General features: G+C 29.3%; 23 protein-coding genes. 2 read left to right on the top strand and 21 right to left on the bottom strand.

The genetic code is table 11. The annotated features are described in order from the left end of the window. Positions 1 to 11: 11 nt before the first annotated feature. The 12 genes from ACTNAO_RS00635 to ACTNAO_RS00580 all read right to left on the bottom strand — a co-directional run bounded on the left by ACTNAO_RS00635 (position 12) and on the right by ACTNAO_RS00580 (position 9,370). Positions 12 to 458, bottom strand: coding sequence for a hypothetical protein (locus ACTNAO_RS00635; protein ID WP_441027485.1), 447 nt, complete (start codon positions 456 to 458; stop codon positions 12 to 14). Beyond that, positions 459 to 665 (bottom strand): helix-turn-helix transcriptional regulator, encoded by a 207-nt coding sequence (locus ACTNAO_RS00630; protein ID WP_441027486.1) that lies wholly within the window; start codon positions 663 to 665, stop codon positions 459 to 461. 129 nt (positions 666 to 794) lie between these two features. Then, positions 795 to 1,952, bottom strand: a complete 1,158-nt coding sequence (locus tag ACTNAO_RS00625) for an FprA family A-type flavoprotein (protein ID WP_441027487.1) — start codon at positions 1,950 to 1,952, stop codon at positions 795 to 797. Positions 1,953 to 2,141: 189 nt separating this feature from the next. Beyond that, positions 2,142 to 2,729: an AAA family ATPase gene (locus tag ACTNAO_RS00620; protein WP_441027488.1), complete on the bottom strand. Its 588-nt coding sequence runs from the start codon at positions 2,727 to 2,729 to the stop codon at positions 2,142 to 2,144. 293 nt (positions 2,730 to 3,022) lie between these two features. Beyond that, the gene (locus ACTNAO_RS00615) at positions 3,023 to 3,322 is read right to left on the bottom strand and encodes a hypothetical protein (RefSeq protein ID WP_441048037.1); all 300 of its coding nucleotides are present in this window, start codon (positions 3,320 to 3,322) and stop codon (positions 3,023 to 3,025) included. Positions 3,323 to 3,525: 203 nt separating this feature from the next. After that, complete coding sequence (locus ACTNAO_RS00610) at positions 3,526 to 4,008, bottom strand: transposase family protein (RefSeq protein ID WP_441048036.1); 483 nt, start codon at positions 4,006 to 4,008, stop codon at positions 3,526 to 3,528. Between the two features lie 97 nt (positions 4,009 to 4,105). Next, a complete protein-coding gene (locus ACTNAO_RS00605; RefSeq protein ID WP_367334746.1) occupies positions 4,106 to 4,228 on the bottom strand; it encodes a BlaI/MecI/CopY family transcriptional regulator in 123 nt (40 codons plus the stop codon). 50 nt (positions 4,229 to 4,278) lie between these two features. Next, positions 4,279 to 6,255, bottom strand: coding sequence for a rubrerythrin (gene rbr / locus ACTNAO_RS00600; RefSeq protein WP_441027524.1), 1,977 nt, complete (start codon positions 6,253 to 6,255; stop codon positions 4,279 to 4,281). Positions 6,256 to 6,630: 375 nt separating this feature from the next. Continuing rightward, positions 6,631 to 6,987: a hypothetical protein gene (locus ACTNAO_RS00595; protein WP_441027490.1), complete on the bottom strand. Its 357-nt coding sequence runs from the start codon at positions 6,985 to 6,987 to the stop codon at positions 6,631 to 6,633. A gap of 251 nt (positions 6,988 to 7,238) precedes the next feature. Next, positions 7,239 to 7,874 carry a helix-turn-helix domain-containing protein gene (locus ACTNAO_RS00590; protein WP_441027491.1) on the bottom strand — a complete coding sequence of 212 codons (636 nt, stop codon included), beginning with the start codon at positions 7,872 to 7,874 and terminating at the stop codon, positions 7,239 to 7,241. A gap of 18 nt (positions 7,875 to 7,892) precedes the next feature. Then, positions 7,893 to 8,555, bottom strand: coding sequence for a phosphatase PAP2 family protein (locus ACTNAO_RS00585; RefSeq protein WP_441027492.1), 663 nt, complete (start codon positions 8,553 to 8,555; stop codon positions 7,893 to 7,895). A 200-nt stretch (positions 8,556 to 8,755) separates the two neighbouring features. Beyond that, positions 8,756 to 9,370 carry a TetR/AcrR family transcriptional regulator gene (locus ACTNAO_RS00580; RefSeq protein WP_441027493.1) on the bottom strand — a complete coding sequence of 205 codons (615 nt, stop codon included), beginning with the start codon at positions 9,368 to 9,370 and terminating at the stop codon, positions 8,756 to 8,758. Positions 9,371 to 9,531: 161 nt separating this feature from the next. Here ACTNAO_RS00580 and ACTNAO_RS00575 point away from each other — a divergent pair, with 161 nt between their 5' ends. Continuing rightward, the gene (locus ACTNAO_RS00575) at positions 9,532 to 9,897 is read left to right on the top strand and encodes a YraN family protein (protein ID WP_441027494.1); all 366 of its coding nucleotides are present in this window, start codon (positions 9,532 to 9,534) and stop codon (positions 9,895 to 9,897) included. 2 nt (positions 9,898 to 9,899) lie between these two features. On the opposite strand, the gene ACTNAO_RS00570 is transcribed toward ACTNAO_RS00575, so the two are convergent. Genes ACTNAO_RS00570 through ACTNAO_RS00560 form a run of 3 tightly spaced genes read right to left on the bottom strand, consistent with a single transcriptional unit; the run spans position 9,900 to position 13,055 of the window. Next, positions 9,900 to 10,688: a ribonuclease HII gene (locus tag ACTNAO_RS00570; protein ID WP_441027525.1), complete on the bottom strand. Its 789-nt coding sequence runs from the start codon at positions 10,686 to 10,688 to the stop codon at positions 9,900 to 9,902. A 39-nt stretch (positions 10,689 to 10,727) separates the two neighbouring features. Beyond that, positions 10,728 to 12,023 (bottom strand): vWA domain-containing protein, encoded by a 1,296-nt coding sequence (locus ACTNAO_RS00565; RefSeq protein WP_441027495.1) that lies wholly within the window; start codon positions 12,021 to 12,023, stop codon positions 10,728 to 10,730. A 9-nt stretch (positions 12,024 to 12,032) separates the two neighbouring features. Then, positions 12,033 to 13,055 (bottom strand): ATP-grasp domain-containing protein, encoded by a 1,023-nt coding sequence (locus tag ACTNAO_RS00560; RefSeq protein WP_441027496.1) that lies wholly within the window; start codon positions 13,053 to 13,055, stop codon positions 12,033 to 12,035. Positions 13,056 to 13,229: 174 nt separating this feature from the next. On the opposite strand from ACTNAO_RS00560, the gene ACTNAO_RS00555 reads away from it, so the two are divergent. Further along, positions 13,230 to 14,534 carry an IS30 family transposase gene (locus ACTNAO_RS00555; protein ID WP_441027497.1) on the top strand — a complete coding sequence of 435 codons (1,305 nt, stop codon included), beginning with the start codon at positions 13,230 to 13,232 and terminating at the stop codon, positions 14,532 to 14,534. A 291-nt stretch (positions 14,535 to 14,825) separates the two neighbouring features. Here the strand turns inward: ACTNAO_RS00555 and ylqF are convergent, their stop codons facing one another. From ylqF to rpsP, 6 genes are all read right to left on the bottom strand, one after another. Then, positions 14,826 to 15,668 (bottom strand): ribosome biogenesis GTPase YlqF, encoded by an 843-nt coding sequence (ylqF, locus tag ACTNAO_RS00550; RefSeq protein ID WP_441027498.1) that lies wholly within the window; start codon positions 15,666 to 15,668, stop codon positions 14,826 to 14,828. Positions 15,669 to 15,763: 95 nt separating this feature from the next. Next, a complete protein-coding gene (rplS, locus tag ACTNAO_RS00545; RefSeq protein WP_441027499.1) occupies positions 15,764 to 16,111 on the bottom strand; it encodes a 50S ribosomal protein L19 in 348 nt (115 codons plus the stop codon). Between the two features lie 118 nt (positions 16,112 to 16,229). Then, positions 16,230 to 16,946 carry a tRNA (guanosine(37)-N1)-methyltransferase TrmD gene (trmD, locus tag ACTNAO_RS00540; RefSeq protein WP_441027500.1) on the bottom strand — a complete coding sequence of 239 codons (717 nt, stop codon included), beginning with the start codon at positions 16,944 to 16,946 and terminating at the stop codon, positions 16,230 to 16,232. Further along, positions 16,936 to 17,436: a ribosome maturation factor RimM gene (gene rimM, locus ACTNAO_RS00535; RefSeq protein ID WP_441027501.1), complete on the bottom strand. Its 501-nt coding sequence runs from the start codon at positions 17,434 to 17,436 to the stop codon at positions 16,936 to 16,938. The genes trmD and rimM overlap by 11 nt, the downstream gene beginning before the upstream one ends. A gap of 64 nt (positions 17,437 to 17,500) precedes the next feature. After that, on the bottom strand, positions 17,501 to 17,728 hold the full coding sequence (locus tag ACTNAO_RS00530; protein ID WP_441027502.1) for a KH domain-containing protein: 228 nt from the start codon (positions 17,726 to 17,728) through the stop codon (positions 17,501 to 17,503). Between the two features lie 24 nt (positions 17,729 to 17,752). Beyond that, a complete protein-coding gene (gene rpsP, locus ACTNAO_RS00525; protein WP_441027503.1) occupies positions 17,753 to 17,998 on the bottom strand; it encodes a 30S ribosomal protein S16 in 246 nt (81 codons plus the stop codon). Positions 17,999 to 18,019: the final 21 nt, after the last annotated feature.

Raw genomic sequence — 18,019 nt, 5'->3', positions numbered from 1 at the left:
TTAAAGTATTATTAATATAATTTACTATAATATATTTTTAAAATTAATTTTACAAGAATACTAAATATAAATGTAGCTAATAATGTAAAAAATACCGTTATACTAAAATATCCTGAAGTAACTGTAGCTAATCCTAATCCGATTATAATAAAATTAACTGCCTTGCCACCAATTTTTTGTTCAATAAATTTTGTACGTTCATCATGTTCTGTTATATAAAGTTTTTTAAGTTCAGTTTCATCTTTTAAAGCTCTAATATATTGTCCTAAGTAATAAGCCATAACTATTTGTATTCCTACACAAATTCCCATATTAAATCCTGAAATATAATTACCTGCACTACTGTCAGAATCTACTACCATGTGAAATATTCCAAATAACAGTAAGATAAGTACTATAAAGTTATAAACACTGGCAAATGCTATTCGCCTTTTTAATACTTTTTTAAAATCTTCCATTTAAATCCCCTCCACATCTGAAAAATCAAATACATCTTCTATTGATAAATTAAAATATTTTGCAATTTTATAAGCTAAAACAAGAGATGCAGTATATTTTTCACATTCTAGTGAAGTAATTGTCTGTCTTGTTACTCCTACTGCCATTGCCAGTTCTTCTTGAGATATTTTATTTTTTTTTCTTAATTCTGCTATTCTTGTTTTCAAAAATAACACCTCCAAAATGCAATGTTCACTTTGCATTTTCAGTATAGTATACTTTGCAAAAAATGTCAAGTTTGCTTTGCATAAAAGCAAAAAAATAAGACCCCTTTTAGAGTCTTATTTATTCTTTAATTAAGCATTGTAAATTTCTTCTGCAAGCTTTTCTATATCATTAATTGTATCATCATTAACAGCAGCATGAACAGTTACTACTTTATCTACAAATTTAATATCTTTACTTTTTTCAAATCTAGATTTCATAGCTTTTGCAGCTGTTGGAGCCCATGAACCATTTTCTATTAAACCTATTGTACGGTTTTGATAATTTCTTTCTGTAAGGTGATCTATAAAGTCTCTCATAAATGGGAACACATCACCGTTATATGTTGGTGTAGCAAGTACAAGCTTACCATATCTAAATGCATCTGCCACTGCCTTTGACATATCGCATCTTGCAAGATCATTAACAACTACATTTGCACCTAACTTTTTCAAGTTTTGTTCAAGTAATTCTACTGCTTTTTTTGTATTTCCATATACAGATGTATATGCTAAAACAACACCTTCTGTCTCTACGCCATATGATGACCATGTATTATAAAGATCTAAGTAATATCCAAGATTTTCAGTAAGAATAGGTCCATGAAGTGGACAAATAATTTTAATATCAAGTGTTGCAGCTTTTTTTAGTAAATTTTGAACTGGAACACCATATTTACCTACTATGCCGATAAAATATCTTCTTGCTTCATCAACCCATTGTTCTTTTGCATCAAAACTTCCAAATTTACCAAATCCATCTGCCGAAAATAATACTTTATCAAAACTATCATATGTTACCATTACTTCTGGCCAATGAACCATTGGTGCAAACACAAATGTGAATGTATGTTTACCAGTATTTAATGATTCACCATCCTTAACAACTACTCTTCTGTCTTCAAATTCAGTTCCAAAGAATTGCTTCATCATAACAAAAGTTTTTGCATTAGCTACTATTAAAGCATCTGGATATTTTTTCGCAAAGTTAAATATATTTGCTGAATGATCTGGTTCCATATGTTGAACAACTAAATAATCTGGTTTTCTGTTATTAAGAGCCTTATCTAAATTTTCAAGCCATTTATCATTAAAGTTTGCATCAACAGTATCAAATACTGTTACCTTTTCATCCATTACAACGTAAGAATTATAGCACATACCATTTGGTACCTTGTATTGCCCTTCAAATAAATCTACTTCAAAATCATTTACTCCAACATAAATAATATCATTAGTTATATTTTTCATTTTTTCCTCCTTACAACCAAAAACAAATCTTAATTACTATTTTTATAATATCATACTTTTTTTAATAAATAAAGATTATCCAGAAATAAATTTTATTAATTAAAACGCAATATTTATTATACCAATAATTGCTCCAATTAGTATTGACATAACAACCTTTAGTATATTCATTTTTCATCTCCATAATTGTTACTTATATAAATTTATTATAGCTTCTACACATTTATTATATCCAAGTTTACTTGCATTAAGACATATATCATAATCTTCCATATTTCCCAATTTAGTATTTGTAAAGAATTGTTGATACTGCTTTCTTGTTTTATCTTTTTTATTAACAAAAACATGTGCAAGATGTTCTGATAACCCCTCTTTTTCCATTGCATATTTTACACGTGTATCAATATCTGCATAAATGTAAACATTAAGGAAATCAACATTTTCATTTTCAAGAATCTTATCTGCACATCTTCCTATAAATACACAAGGTTCTTTAATTGCAGCTTCTCTTACAGCATTTGAAATAGCTCCAAACAATTTATATGGATATTGAGCTACTTCTGGATTCATATAAAAAGATGTTGCTAATGTGTACATTTTATTTTGAATTAACTTTTCATCAAAATCTTTCATAATTCCATAATTTAACCCTGCTTTTTCTGCTGCTTCTTCATATATTCTACTATCATAAAATGACATATTAAGTTTTTCTGCTAAAATCTTTCCTATTTCTCTACCACCACTTCCATATTGTCTATTTATTACTATACTCTTCATAAAAATCACTCCCTTATACTTATAAAAATGTTAAATTTGATTTATTTAATATATTATAAATCTTTTTGCAAAAAAAAAACACTATATTACTTTAATAGTCAGACCTGAAAGGTAAATTTTTTTATCTGACCATTTTTTTCTGTAAATTTAACTTTTTTATTTTAATTCACATTTTTGCTATGTTTTTATGAAATTATCCACAATTATATGGTTTAGATTACCAATTTTTATTTTTGTGGATTATTTAGTTAAATTTACTCTTGCCAGACATCACTTCCTTTGGTATAGTTAAGTTAGTTGTATGCCACGGTATGCATATCAATTGTTGATATATCTTTTGCTGTTAGTTGCCTGCTAATGCTAGCTAACAAGTCAGAAGATATATTTTTTTGTTTCTTTTTTATCTCGTTTTTATTTAAGAAAAAGTATTCATAAAGCTGCTTTATAAAATCCGCTATCTGTTCCATTAAATAGTGGCATTTTTGAGCATTAGCATTATATTCTTGTGCTATACTTGATGCTGAGCCTTCTTTGTAACGAATTATATAGTCCCAGTTATATTCTTTGCATCTATTAATTACTTTTTCAGACACATAAAGTCCATCTGCAAGTATACAAATAGGAAGTCTAGGATATGCCTTTTTTAACTTTTGTGAAAGGCGTAAAAATGCTTTGCTTTCGCAATCTTGTTTTATTTCCTCATCACTAAGTTTTTTTGTTGAATACTCAGCATCATTTTCAATAGGTTCAGTTGCTATGCTTGCTATAAGACTATTTCCAAAATATATTTTCGCTTCTAAAACGCTTCTATGATTCTTGTATATTCCTCAGCTGTTCCACGATTATAGCACCTTTCAAGATAATTATCATTTTTCTTTTGAAGACCTTCATCGAGCTCTGTTCCATCAACTATAACAAGCCATTTTTTAAATACTTTTGCATCATTAAATGTCTTTCTTCGAATCATTCGGTACACTATATCATGCTGAATATTTTCAAGTTCTTTAGGATTTAATCGTTCTAAATATTCATTTAGCGTTACATAATGAGGCAGATACTCCTTTTCTTTATCTCCAAGAATATTATAAATATTTGAAACTACTTCATCTTTATTAAAATAACTAGTCATACTTTGCATAGATGAAACTGAACATATTGATTTAAAATATAATGTTCCTAACATAACACGATTTGAATAATCAATATAGCTTGAATTACGTGGATCGGCTACCTCATTAAATCTATTAAAATTTACTTTTTCTAAAGCGAACCAAAGCAAAAGTAAATTTCCGTATGATTACCTTAATTTAACCTCAAATTTGACCATAATGCACTCATACACATATTCAAAAGCTTTGTAAATAAATCGAACATACCTACCCCTCTTTATAATCATTAATCATTTTTTGTATTTCATCAGCTTCTTTTTTACTTAATTTTTTTTGCGAAATAAATGCTGCAATAAAAGCAGGTAATGAACCATCAAAAGTTTCTTCAATAAAAAAGAGCAGTGCAATAATTTATGAATACACTGCTCTCAAAAGACTAATTAATAATTCTCTTTTCTTACTTCAAAATAAGCCTGTGGATGATTACATACCGGACAAACCTCTGGTGCCTCAAGTCCTACAACTACATGCCCACAGTTTCGGCATTCCCACATAGTTACTCCACTCTTTTTAAATACCTCCATTGCTTCTACATTCTTAAGCAATGCACGGTATCTCTCTTCATGAAGTTTTTCAATTGCTCCAACACCTCTAAACTGTGCTGCTAACTCAGTGAATCCTTCTTCCTCTGCATCCTTAGCCATTCTCTCGTACATGTCTGTCCACTCAGCATTCTCACCCTCAGCTGCATGTAAAAGATTTTCTGCTGTATCCCCCAGCTCTCCTAGCGCCTTAAACCAAAGCTTGGCATGCTCTTTCTCATTCTCAGCTGTCTGTAAGAATAATGCTGCAATCTGCTCATATCCGGACTTCTTTGCTACAGAAGCAAAGTATGTATATTTATTTCTGGCCTGTGACTCTCCTGCAAATGCTTCCCAGAGATTCTTCTCTGTCTTTGTTCCTGCATATTGGCTCTTTGATGATACTGCATCCTCTTTCTTAAATGCCGATGCCGGCTGCTTACATACTGGACACTGCTCCGGTGGCTGCTCTCCTTCATGTACATATCCACATACACTACATACCCATTTAACCATTTCTTTATCTCCTTTTCTATTTAATATTTCGCTCTTGTCTTCATATGAAGTGTGTAACATTTTTTCAGCCAGCTCACTTAATGGCTCCCCATAGAATTCTTCATATACTCTTTTAATATCAGGATTCTCATGACTCTTTCTGATAATCATTGCCTCATCCTTCGTGTACAGGCTTTGAATCCTTGCTTTTCTGACTTCATCCTTGTCCTTCATAACATTCTTTGGCTGTCCACCGCCTCCGATACAGCCTCCCGGACACGTCATAACTTCAACAAAATGATACTGTTTATTTCCGTTCTTTATTTCTTCAATTACTTTTCCCGCATTAGCAGTTCCATAAATGACAGCTATACTTACATCCAGCTCTCCAATTTTTACAGTTGCCTCTTTAACACCATCATAACCTCTTACAGGTGTAAAATTCAAAAGCTGTTCTGGAGATTTCTCTTTTGTAATATATTCGTATGCTGTTCTCAGCGCTGCTTCCATAACACCACCGGTATTGCCGAAAATAACAGCAGCTCCAGAAGCTTCGCCCATGAAATCATCATAATCACTATCTAAAAGACTGGCAAAATCAATATTTTCTTCCTTGGCCCATTTTGCCAGTTCTCTTGTAGTGATAACATAATCCATGTCACGCATGTCATCAATTCCAAGATATTTCGCTGCAGCGTTCATTTCATTTCTGCGAATTTCAAACTTCTTTGCCGTACATGGTGTAAGTGCAACATTAACAATATTCTCTGGATTAATTCCCTTCTTCTTAGCAAAAAATGTCTTAATTGTTGGTCCCTGCATTCCAATTGGACTTTTTGCTGTTGAGAGATTAGGAATCATCTCAGGATAGTATGTCTCTACATACTTTATCCAGGCTGGACAACAGCTGGTAAACTGTGGCAAAGGTGCGGTGTTCTTAGTAACTCTCTCTATTAACTCGCTTGCCTCCTCCATAATTGTCAAATCGGCTGCAAAGTTTGTATCAAGAACAAAATTAACTCCAAGCTTTCTGAGTAAAGCCACCATCTTACCCTGTACAAAGCTGCCATCTGGCATACCGAACTCTTCGCCAAGTGCTGCTCTTACTGAAGGGGATGTGCTGACTATTACAACCTTATCCGGGTCTTTGATTGCCTCTTTTACATAATTATATTCATATTTTTCCGTTATACTGTCTACCGGGCACACATTGGCACACTGCCCACAATTGATGCATACTGCCTCCCCACAGGTCTGCTCTAATGTGTATGTTCCGTGCACACCAATCTGGCTGGTACATATATCCTTACACATACCACATTTTATGCACTTTTCTTCCATACGAATAATGCTGGGATTATCTTCCTCGATTGGGACACGAATGTTTAATGGTAAATGACTCAAGCTACGCTCCTCCTTTTGCTTATATATGTATAAACCTTAACCTAGATTTATTTCAACATTATACCATATATAGTACAAAATTTCTACGAGAAATTCAGAATGCTTTTTTTAATAAATACAACTTATCTATTGACCACACTTGTTATCTCATCCCAGTTATCGAGTACATCTATACCCACAATCGGGTCATACATCTTCCCCAGATTCTTCTCTATTTCCTCATAACAGTAATCAAAATTATGTGCTTTACGATAACCTGACCTACGGACAGTTATTATCCAATTAATTGAAAATATCTATTTAAATAAAAAATTATGTTGAATACTCAGCATCATTTTCAATAGGTTCAGTTGCTATGCTTGCTATAAGACTGTTTCCAAAATATATTTTCGCTTCTAAAACGCTTCGGTGATATCTTGTATATTCCTCAGCTGTTCCACGATTATAGCACCTTTCAAGATAATTATCATTTTTCTTTTGAAGACCTTCATCGAGCAATGTTCCTAACATAACACGATTTGAATAATCAATATAGCTTGAATTACGTGGATCAGCTACCTCATTAAATTTATTAAATAGTCTTGGATAAAACTTTTTTTGAATACTAAGACATTCTTTTATTGGATTTTTTTCTAACTTATTTTTAATTCTTTGTTCTTTCCTTCCCATAAGCCCTCCTGTGAGACAAAGTTTTTCTTTTATTTTACTTCATCACACGGGAAATGCGTAGATTTCTATACAATTTAATGAGAATTTTTTTACCTTTCAGTTCTGAGTATTTGTTGCAAGTTTGTAATGTTTTCTTTCATTTCATCTCACCTTTTTCAAAAAATATATTGACTTTTATTGCTTTTTGTGTTATAATATAAAAATAGAGCCATAATTTAATATTATAGCTCTATTTTTATAAATTTTCAAATTTAATTTTTATGTAAATCAGAATCCCCCACATTTATATACTTCAAAAGTAATATTCCCTTTATTATTAATAACAAAAACGCTACAGTTATAGCATAGGCTTCCCTTGTCAATGCCAAAAATAAAACTGTTAAAATACTACTCACCATTGAAATGCTAGTGATAACTTTATGTCCTTTTTCAATCTTAAATTGTGTTAACATAATCTTTACAATTCCAATAACAATAAGGACACTAAATAAGATCCAATAAGTCAATAAATTAAAGGATGTTGTTTGTGCATATGCAAACAAATTTACTGAAAAAATATATCCATCAGTTTGTTTTGGATAAAGGGGCAAAACTACAAGTATAAAGGAAAATAAATCTACAATTCCAAATAATAAATCACATATACCTCTGATACTAGATTTATTTTCTTTTTCAGCAATAGAAAGTAATTTATCCCCTGATAACAAATCATCAATTGTTACTGAAAAATAATTTGATATTTCCTTTAATGAGTCAATACTTGGGTATCCCCTTCCTGACTCCCATTTTGAAATGGCAGTTCTAGATACATATAAAGCTTCTGCTAATTCTTCCTGGGTAAGTCCTCTACTTTTTCTTAATTGCTGAAGTTTTTCATTAAATTCCATATAATAATAACCTCCAAATTACTTCTTTTCTTTGTAACATAACCAAACAGCCCCTTTATAAATATTAAATAAACCTGCACTTAACACAACTGAGCCTACAATATCAGTAAACCAATGAACTCCTGAAACCAGTCTTCCTATTACCATAAATAAAGAAAATGTAATTACAAAAATACTAATAATCTTTTTTACTGCAACATTTTTTAATCTGTAATTAACTTGATAAATAAGCGTTGGCATAACACTTAATACAAGAAGAGTTGTTGACGATGGATATGAAGCTTCCATAAATCCTTCAATAAGTATTGGTCTGTAATTAATGGGAATAGCCTCAAAAATAAGGTAACTAAATATCACTATAATGTAATATATTCCTAAAAATATAATATCATAATCCACTTTAAAAAGACTCTTTCTTTTAATTAATTGAACAAATCCAATTCCACCAAACACTATACAAACAAATAATGGTACAAGCCCCAACCAGTCAGTAATGATATAAATTGTCATACTTACACCTGTTAATTTATGAAACCAATAGTTAAATGTTGCAAAACCTACATTAGTTCCATTTTGTCCAATAGACTGCACATCTACTATCTGAATTAATAATGTCCAAATAGCAAATGCTATAACTAACACACTTCCTAAAATTAATAATCTTTTTCCATTCTTTTTCATTTTTTTATCTCCTTTCTCTTTTGCCTTAGCTAATTTGAAAGTAGCAAAAAAACTAAAAAAGATAAAGAATCTAAGGGTCACACCCGTGACACTAATGGTGTCATCCACAAATACTGCTATTTTAAAGGGAAATCAAATAAAAATTTATTTATAAATAATTACTCTTACCATTTAATTATTATTTTCTTAAATCACTTCCTCTACTTTTCTATTGCATTTTCCTGACAAAACCACTTAAGGTAATCATTAAGGAGATTTTTATCATTACCTATAGCTTCATACCCTCCTGTGCTTTGATCCATTTTATAATCCATAAGTCCATGTACTGTCATTGCAAAACTTACTGCACTTATATCTGCATTATGAAAATGTAGTATTTTATGAACCTCCATAGCGTAAAATAGCTGTTTAGTTACAAAAATCATTCTTTCAGTTTCTTCTGCCATTATTTTGGCAGCCATTGGTTGGATACTTCGTTCCGAATAAATGATTTTATAAAAATTAAACATTTGCTCCTGCTCAGTCATTCTAATATAACCATATACCATCTGCTTTAATATTTCAAAAGCAGTTTTTCCTGCAAATAAGGAATTATAATCTATAGCTTTTATATTAGCTTTTTCTTTCGACTTATTTCTAAGACATTGATACATAGCTTCTACAATATCCTCTTTTGAAGCAAAATGTTTGTAAAGAGAAGGCTTTTTTATTCCTATCCTTTCAGCAATCATACTCATTGAAACATTTGCCAAACCATTTTCTGCAGCAAGCTCCATTGTTGCCATAACAATTTCTTCTTTTCGATTGTTACCCATTTTATTCCTCCATATATTTTATTTACTATTATTTTTAGCTACCTAGTGTTAGCTATTTTATACCATACCACCAAAATAAATGCAAGGATAATTTTTTTATAATATGTTTACTTTTTGTTATTTAGGGAATACTTTATAAAAAATAATATTTAAGGTGAAATATGAAAGAATATAACAAACCAATTGGAAATTTTGGAGAAGATCTTTGCACAAGGTATTTAATAAAAAATAATTATTTTTTAAAAGATAGAAACTATAAAAAGAAAAATGGAGAAATAGATATTATAGCTACAAAAAATAATATATTAGTTTTTGTAGAAGTAAAAACTAGATTTTCTGAAAACTTCTGTTCTACTTTAGAATGTATAAATTACAAAAAGCAACTTACAATAAAAAAAATTGCATCATACTACATATATATAAATAATCTTTATAACTATTATATAAGGTATGATGCTTGCTTTATTATATTTAATAAATTTGATAATACTTACAAATTTAATTATATAGAAGATGCTTTTAGATAATATTACTTTTCAAGTATTTTAGTTAAAAAACTCTTTCTATGTATAGGGCATATTCCTTTTTCGTGTATTGCTTTTATATGCTCACTAGACCCATAGCCTACATTAGATTCAAAATGATAATCTTTGTATTTAATAGCATACTCTTTCATTAAATTATCTCTGTACACTTTGGCAATAATAGAAGCAGCTGCAATAGCTGCTGCTTTTGTATCGCCTTTTACTACAGCTTTATTAGGAAATGTAATATTTTTAATAGGATATCCATCTGATAATACTAAATCTGGTTTTACAGATAAATTATTAACACTATCTAAAAAAACTTTGTTGTTACAATACCCTATGCCATACTTATCTATTTCATCATTTGTACATAAAGATATTTTATAAGATATAGCTTTTTCTTTTATTTTTTCTGCCAATTCTTCTCTATGCTTTTCTGATATTTTTTTAGAATCATTTAAGCCTAAAATCATATTTTCATCTAAGGAATTATGATTAAGTATAACAGCAGCAGCTACAATAGGACCAGCTAAAGGACCTCTTCCTACCTCATCAACTCCTGCCACATACTTATATTCTCCAAATCCTTCTTCAAATTCGTAAAGTTTCTTTACTCTTTTTATTTCTTCTATGATCTTATTTTTAGATTTTAATAACCTATCTCCTAAAGAATTTACATTTTTCCTTTTATCACTTTTAAGTATTTCTACAATTTTTAAAAATTCTTCACTATTATATTCTTTATCTATGTTTATTAATGATACTCTTTCTTTAATTTTTGCAAAACTCATATCTTGTATGTTATTAAAATCCACCTTTAAAAGCCTCCATTATTTTAAAATATTTTTTTCTCTAGCAGCTTTAAGCCACATAGGAAATTCATTTAATAGTTTTTCATATAACTCTTCGTCTGATAAAGCATTTATGTTATCTATAGAAAAGAAATTAGCATTATCAACTGTTCTGCCATCAATTACATCAAGTTCTTGTAATATACCATAATTTCTTCCACCAATTCCAACAAACTGCCAAAATATAGGATAATCTGAAGCTTCACGCAAAAGTTTTTTAATTTTAGCACTTTCAGATACTCCTCCATCACTAATAAAAACTATATATGTTGGTATACTATTATCTTTATATGTTTTTATAATTTCTTTCATAACAACAGGTTCATTATTCCATCTTCCCTCAATCCACTTTCTCCAACCCTTTCCTTCATTGTTAAGATAATCATCAATATTATCTAATGTAATTTCTGATAGTCGCTTACACTTACTTGCAAAAGCCCAGCAATCTAAAACACCATCATCATCAAACATAAGCGCAACTGGAAGTAACTTATCTAAAGCTCTTTGAACATCACCATTTTTATATTGCCAATCCATAGACCCTGAATTGTCAAGAACAAGAACAACAGATGCTAAAACATTATCAATATGCTTTTTTTCTAAAACTACAGTAGCCTTTTTGGTCAAATCAATAAGCCTAGGTGCTTTTTCCAAAACAACTTTTTTTATCTTTTCTTTCTTTTCTAAAACTACCTTTTTTTCATTATCTTTAGTTGATAAAGGTAAATTATTACTCATATTATTATTATTATTTTCTTCTGCTACTTCCCCACCATAATTTTTTAATATATCAGAAAGACCTCCAAAGAAACCACTGGCAATTAAGTTAAGCCTCCACAAATTATCTTTTATATATATTTCACATAAAATAATTGATTTTTCACTAGAGTAATCTTTAGCTGTAACATTAAAAGTTCCAATTTTAGAATTATCATCATAAAAATCTACAAATCCATTATTTATATTACTCATTGTATTAATATTACTATCTATAGAAACACATAAAACTACTTTTTTAATGTCTTGTGGAATTTTTGAAAAATCAATATAAAAAGTATCCTTATTGCTTTCTTTTCTTATAGCATCATAAGGAGATAACAATTGATTATAAAAAACAAAATATCTATCATCACTTATATTATCATTTTCATCTACTCCAAAAAGACATACATCCATATCTTCCTTAAAATTTCCAGTAATATTACAATTAATTTTTAAAATATTCCCCTTTAATATATCCTTAAGTTTTACTCTCTGCCCTTTTATAAATTCCATAATTACCTCCTATATTCTTACAACTGTTGTATTTTCAACATTTATTACATTAACATCTGATACCTTGTCCATTTCACTTTGTATTTCTTTGTCTAATTCCTTCATTATTGCTTTATGTAGAAAATTAATACCTATTTTACATGATTTAAATATACCTGCTGACATTCTTGTATTTATCTCTAAAAGATAAATTTCATTATCTTTCATTTTAAATTGAACATTAAATAAATTATCTAATTTTAGTTCTTTTGTTATTTCTTCTACTTGCTTATTTAAAGTTTTATCTATTTTAACAGTCTGGACAAATCTGCTACTTTTAATTCTTGTTACAGCATCAATAAGCTTTCCTTTACAGGCTAAACAATCTACTGATAATTCATTACCTGGCAAAACTCCTGAAAGTAACATTTCAGGGAAATTATTTTCTGATTTTAATATGTACTTTAAATGCTCTAAAGATATTTTATAACCTGAAAAAGCCAATTCATCTAAGGGATTTGTATTTTCTTTTATAACCTTAAAACCTTCAGCCCCTATTCCCACTATGGGCTTAATACATACATCAAATCCATTATCTTTTATATATTTATATCCTTCTACAAATTCATTATAAGTACTTATAACCTTAAAAGGTGGCACTTTTATAATTGAAGAATTCTTGTATTTTTCATAAACTTTACCCTTATTATTTAAAAGGTCATATATTTTATTATTACCTATAAAAAGAACTTTTATATTATTTTTCAAAAAATCGTCTTTATAAAGTACAAGTTCCTCAACTCTATATCTAGGAACAAATATATCTATATTGTGTTCTATGCAAAAACTTATACAATACTTTGCATAATCAGAGGATTTTTCAAAAACTGGTTCTATTTCATAATAATCAGCTACTGCTTCTAATCTTTTATTTTCTACTGGATGTGAAATAAAAATTTTATAGTTTATATTATCTTTATTATTTACTATTTCTTCAATAACTTTAGATGTATCTGTAAAACATCTGTTAAAATATACATTTACATTTTCCATATTATCATCTCTTTTATAAATTTTACATATTTTATATTATATCATATATATTTTTTTTATTTATGTAAATTGAAAAAGTAAGTTCCGCTTTTTAATCAAAACGGAAGTTAGTCCTGCAAAGAGTTTGATATAATTAATTTGATATTTGTCCTAAACATGTTAGGAGGAATAATTATGTCAAATTTATGCAAAGGAAAACATCTTAGAATCGAGGATAGACTTATTATAGAATATGGACTCGATGAAAATTATGCATTAAAAGAAATTGCTGAAAGAGTTGGAAAAGATCCAACAACTGTTTCTAAAGAAATTAAGAGAAATAGGTTCTTGAAAACAAGCAAACGAAAGGAACACGATATTAAGCCGTGTATGCATCGAAGAAATTGTACTAAAATGAATCTATGTAACAACAACTGCAGTAAACAATGTAAAAAATGTACCTTTATAAATTGCTACAGAGTATGTAAAGATTATTCTATCCAGCAATGTTCTAAGCTTAGCCGCTATCCATACGTTTGTAACGGATGTAACAAAGTCACTACGTGTACGGCAGAAAAGAGTTATTATAAGGCCAAAGTTGCAGAATCAAAATATAAAGAAATCCTTGTATCATCAAGAGAAGGACTTAACATAACATCTAGAGATTTAAAGAAAATAGATGACATTATTTCCCCACTTATATTTAAAGGGCAATCAATATCTCATATTTTTACACATCATAAACATGAACTTAATTGTTCTGAAAGAACATTATATTATTATTTTGACAAAAATGTTTTTACAGCTAGAAATATTGATTTACCAAGGAAAGTAAAATATAAGCCAAGAAAAAAAACTTCATTTTTTACAATTAAAAATGCAACAGATAAAGTAAATAGAACCTTCAATGATTTTGTAAAATATATTGAAGAAAATCCCGGTGTACAAGTTGTTGAAATGGATACTGTTCACGGCACACGAAGTGGAAAGGTGCTTTTAACCTTCCAATTTAGAAGTTGTTCATTAATGCTTGCATTTATAATAGATAGCTGTAGTCAAGTAGCTGTAAAAGAAGCAGTAGATAAACTATATGCAATATTAGGTCATGAAACTTTTTCTCAATCTTTTCCTGTTATATTAACAGATAACGGATCAGAATTTACTAACCCGCTAGCTCTAGAATTGAATTCAAATGGAGTACAAAGAACTAAAATATTTTATTGTAATCCGATGGCTTCTTATCAGAAGCCACACGTAGAAAAGAATCATGAATATATAAGATATATATTACCTAAAGGAAGATCTTTCAATGATCTTACTCAAGAAGAAATAACATTAATGATGAATCATATTAACAGCACAGCAAGGGCTAGTTTAAATGGAAATACACCATTCAAACTAGCCCAAATGCTATTAGATAATTCATTGCTAGAAAAACTTTCACTTAAACATATTCCAGCAGATGAAGTGCATTTAAAACCTGCACTTTTAAAAAAATAAGATATCAAAATTCTAGGACAAATATCAGCGGAACTTAATCTTGCAAAAATTTAGCAAACGGAACTTAGTTTTTCAAAAGATTTCCGTAGGCTTATTAAGCATGCAAAAAATACCCCAGAAACTTAATATCTTATAAAAATTATAACTTATTTCAAATATTTTATCTATAAAAACAAACTAAAAAACTGACTTTACCCTTGCAAACACAATAGTCTAGCTAAAACGGAAGTTAGTTTTGCATTCAACGTTTTTTTTATTTAAATATTAAGAGCTGCTTTTAAAAAGCAGCTCTTATGGTCTTTCTAATGTAATATTTCCAATAGTTCCAGATCTAAATTCATCTAATAAAATTACTGAAATTCTATTATAATCAATTTCTCTTCCTTTCATAATAGCACCTCTTTTTAGTGCAATAGCATTCATTGTTTCTAATGGATCATCAAAAACCTTATCAATTTTATATCTTTGTATAAGTTTCTCTGGATAAAATTTTTGAAGCCTTTCTACAAGCCTATAAGCTAAATCTTCTATATCCATTATTTCATCTTTAATAGCACCTGTAAAAGCTAAATTTAAAGCTGTTTCATCATCCTTAAATTTAGGCCATAATACTCCTGGAGTATCTAATAAATCAACACCTATTGCTGTTTTTATCCATTGCTTATTTTTTGTAACTCCTGGTCTATTTCCTGTTTTTGCAATAGTATTTCTAGCCATTTTATTTATAAAAGTTGACTTACCACAATTAGGAATTCCCACAACCATTACTCTTGTTGTAATTTTTACAATTCCCTTTGCCCTTAATCTTTCATGCTTTTCTTTTAATAGTTCAAGTAAAGCTGGTGCAATATTTTTTACGCCAATTCCCTTAAGGCAATTAACCTCTAATGCTCTGACATTTTTAGAATTTAAATGTTTTATCCATTCTTTTGTAGCCTTTTGCTCTGATAAATCACATTTATTAAGAAGAATTATTCTTGGTTTATCCCCTACTATCCTATCTATATCAGGATTTGCTGAAGATCTAGGTATTCTTGCATCTCTTATTTCAATAACAGCATCAACAAGCCTTAAATTTTCTCTTATTTCTCTTTGTGTTTTTTTCATATGACCAGGGAACCAATTTATTGCCATAAAAATATCCTCCTTACAATATTACTTAATAAATTTATATAATAGAAAAGGGACTTAAAAAATAAGTCCCATTCCTTCTAATTCAAAAAATTATATTATCTTAATAATTCTTTAACCTTAGTAGCCTTACCAACTCTGTCTCTTAAGTAGTATAGTTTAGCTCTTCTTACTTTACCTCTTCTAGTAACTTCAATTTTTTCTATTATTGGAGCATTTAATGGGAATGTTCTTTCAACTCCTGTACCATAAGCAAGTCTTCTTACAGTAAAAGTTTCTCTTAAACCACCATTTTGCTTCTTAATAACAGTTCCTTCAAATGCTTGAATTCTTTCTTTGTTACCTTCTTTGATTTTAACGTGAACTCTTACGTTATCACCAACATTAAAGCTTGGTAAATCAGTTCTAATTTGTTCTTGTTCTATAGCTTTTAAAATTTCGTTCATTGTGCATTCCCTCCTTAAGATAATTTGACGTTCATGCTAAAGCTTAATTAACAGAGGAGCGCCCGTACTAGCACAAATTGTATTTTATCATAAAATAGCTTTCATTTCAACAAAAATTTTATAATGTATTATCTTTTAAAATTTTATTATCTTCTTTTGTAAGTTTAACCTTTGTATAAAGATCTGGTCTACGCTCTTTTGTTATAAGAAGTGACTGTTTTCTTCTCCATTTCCTTATATTTTCATGATGCCCAGAAAGTAATATTTTAGGAACTAATGCACCATTAAAATTTTCAGGCCTTGTATATTGTGGATATTCAAGAAGTCCATCAGAATATGATTCTTCCATGAAACTTTCTTCTTTTCCAAGAACACCAGGAATTAATCTAAGTATTGAATCTATTATTGGAACAGCAGCCATTTCTCCTCCTGTTAATATAAAATCTCCAAGGGAAATTTCTGCATCTATATATTCATAAGCTCTTTCATCAATACCTTCATAATGACCACATAAAAATATAAGATTTTCTTCTTTAGAAAACTTTTGAGCCATTTTTTGATTAAAAGTTTTTCCTCTTGGGCCTAAAAATATAACTTTACCATTATTTGATTCTTTAGCTTTTTTTATTGTATCTACAACAGGCTGTGCTGCCATTACCATACCAGCGCCACCACCATATGGATAATCATCAACCTTTTTATGCTTATCTAAAGTATAGTCTCTTATATTGAAAAATTCTAAATCTATAATATTTTTTTCCCTTGCTCTACCTATAATTGAATGATTAAAAATATCAAACATTTCTGGGAAGAGTGTTAATATGCTAATCTTCATCCATCCATTCTCCTACTGGGCGAATTATTACCTTTTTTTCATCCATATTAACTTCTTCAACAATATTTTCAAGTACTGGTATTAATAATTCTTTAGGTTTTTTTATCCAATATACATCATTATTTTTAGTACTTAACACATCATATATCTTTCCAAGCTTATTTCCATTTGTGTCATATACAGTGCATTCTTTTAAATCACAAACGTAATATTCTCCTTCTTCAAGTTCTGGTTCATCATCTCTAAGAACACTTAATTTTTTTGTTTTATATTTTTCAGCTTCATCTATTGAATCTATACCTTCAAGTTTTAAAATAACTCTATCTTTTTGAAATTTAACCCCTTGGATTTCTTTCCAATCCTTACCCTCAACTAAAACTTTACCATATCTTTTAAAGTTATTTACATCATCTGTTAAAGGTTTAACTTTAACTTCACCTTTTAATCCATGAGTATTTACAATTTCACCAACTCTAAAATATTTATCCATTAAAAAATCACACCTTATTATATATTTAAAAAGGGCTAGTCTCAAATGAGACAGCCCTAAATAATTAAATAATCTCTACTGCTACTTTTTTGTTTTCCTTAATTGCTGCAGCCTTAACAACGGTTCTAATAGCTCGAGCTATTTTCCCCTGTTTTCCAATAACTTTTCCCATGTCACCTTCTCCAACAGATAACTGTAAAACAGTAGTATCTTCTTTTACTACTTCATTAACCTTTACCTCACTTGGATTGTCAACAAGAGACTTAGCTATAATTTCAACTAATTCTTTCATAAGTGCTTATACACCTCCAAAAAATTACTTGTTTAAGCCTGCTTTGTCAAATAGTCTCTTAACTACGTCAGTAGGTTGAGCACCTTTTTTTAACCATTCAGTAGCTTTTTCTTCGTTGAATTTAACTTCAACTGGTTTTACAGTTGGATTATAGTATCCTATTTCTTCTATGAATCTACCATTTCTTGGAGCTCTAGAATCAGCAACTACTACTCTATAAAAAGGAGCCTTTTTAGCACCCATTCTTCTTAATCTTATTTTTACTGCCATTTTTATGTTTCACCTCCTTTA

The sequence above is a fragment of the Clostridium sp. HCP1S3_C6 genome (assembly GCF_052066735.1).
Lineage (GTDB): Bacteria > Bacillota > Clostridia > Clostridiales > Clostridiaceae > Clostridium.
The sequence above is the reverse complement of the archived record's forward strand: the minus strand, read 5'-3'. Positions and strand labels throughout refer to the sequence as shown.

Coding starts and splice junctions, on each gene's coding strand:
- ACTNAO_RS00560 (WP_441027496.1), bottom strand. CDS start 13,055: ATGGAAAATGTAAATGTATATTTTAACAGATGTTTTACAGATACATCT.
- ACTNAO_RS00595 (WP_441027490.1), bottom strand. CDS start 6,987: ATGGGAAGGAAAGAACAAAGAATTAAAAATAAGTTAGAAAAAAATCCA.
- ACTNAO_RS00580 (WP_441027493.1), bottom strand. CDS start 9,370: ATGGGTAACAATCGAAAAGAAGAAATTGTTATGGCAACAATGGAGCTT.
- rplS (WP_441027499.1), bottom strand. CDS start 16,111: ATGAACGAAATTTTAAAAGCTATAGAACAAGAACAAATTAGAACTGAT.
- ACTNAO_RS00590 (WP_441027491.1), bottom strand. CDS start 7,874: ATGGAATTTAATGAAAAACTTCAGCAATTAAGAAAAAGTAGAGGACTT.
- rpsP (WP_441027503.1), bottom strand. CDS start 17,998: ATGGCAGTAAAAATAAGATTAAGAAGAATGGGTGCTAAAAAGGCTCCT.
- ACTNAO_RS00530 (WP_441027502.1), bottom strand. CDS start 17,728: ATGAAAGAATTAGTTGAAATTATAGCTAAGTCTCTTGTTGACAATCCA.
- ACTNAO_RS00570 (WP_441027525.1), bottom strand. CDS start 10,688: ATGAGTTTTGCAAAAATTAAAGAAAGAGTATCATTAATAAACATAGAT.
- ACTNAO_RS00625 (WP_441027487.1), bottom strand. CDS start 1,952: ATGAAAAATATAACTAATGATATTATTTATGTTGGAGTAAATGATTTT.
- ACTNAO_RS00575 (WP_441027494.1), top strand. CDS start 9,532: ATGAAAGAATATAACAAACCAATTGGAAATTTTGGAGAAGATCTTTGC.
- ACTNAO_RS00620 (WP_441027488.1), bottom strand. CDS start 2,729: ATGAAGAGTATAGTAATAAATAGACAATATGGAAGTGGTGGTAGAGAA.
- ACTNAO_RS00585 (WP_441027492.1), bottom strand. CDS start 8,555: ATGAAAAAGAATGGAAAAAGATTATTAATTTTAGGAAGTGTGTTAGTT.
- trmD (WP_441027500.1), bottom strand. CDS start 16,946: ATGAAGATTAGCATATTAACACTCTTCCCAGAAATGTTTGATATTTTT.
- ACTNAO_RS00565 (WP_441027495.1), bottom strand. CDS start 12,023: ATGGAATTTATAAAAGGGCAGAGAGTAAAACTTAAGGATATATTAAAG.
- rbr (WP_441027524.1), bottom strand. CDS start 6,255: ATGGAAGAAAAGTGCATAAAATGTGGTATGTGTAAGGATATATGTACC.
- ylqF (WP_441027498.1), bottom strand. CDS start 15,668: ATGGCAATAAATTGGTTCCCTGGTCATATGAAAAAAACACAAAGAGAA.
- rimM (WP_441027501.1), bottom strand. CDS start 17,436: ATGGATAAATATTTTAGAGTTGGTGAAATTGTAAATACTCATGGATTA.
- ACTNAO_RS00635 (WP_441027485.1), bottom strand. CDS start 458: ATGGAAGATTTTAAAAAAGTATTAAAAAGGCGAATAGCATTTGCCAGT.
- ACTNAO_RS00555 (WP_441027497.1), top strand. CDS start 13,230: ATGTCAAATTTATGCAAAGGAAAACATCTTAGAATCGAGGATAGACTT.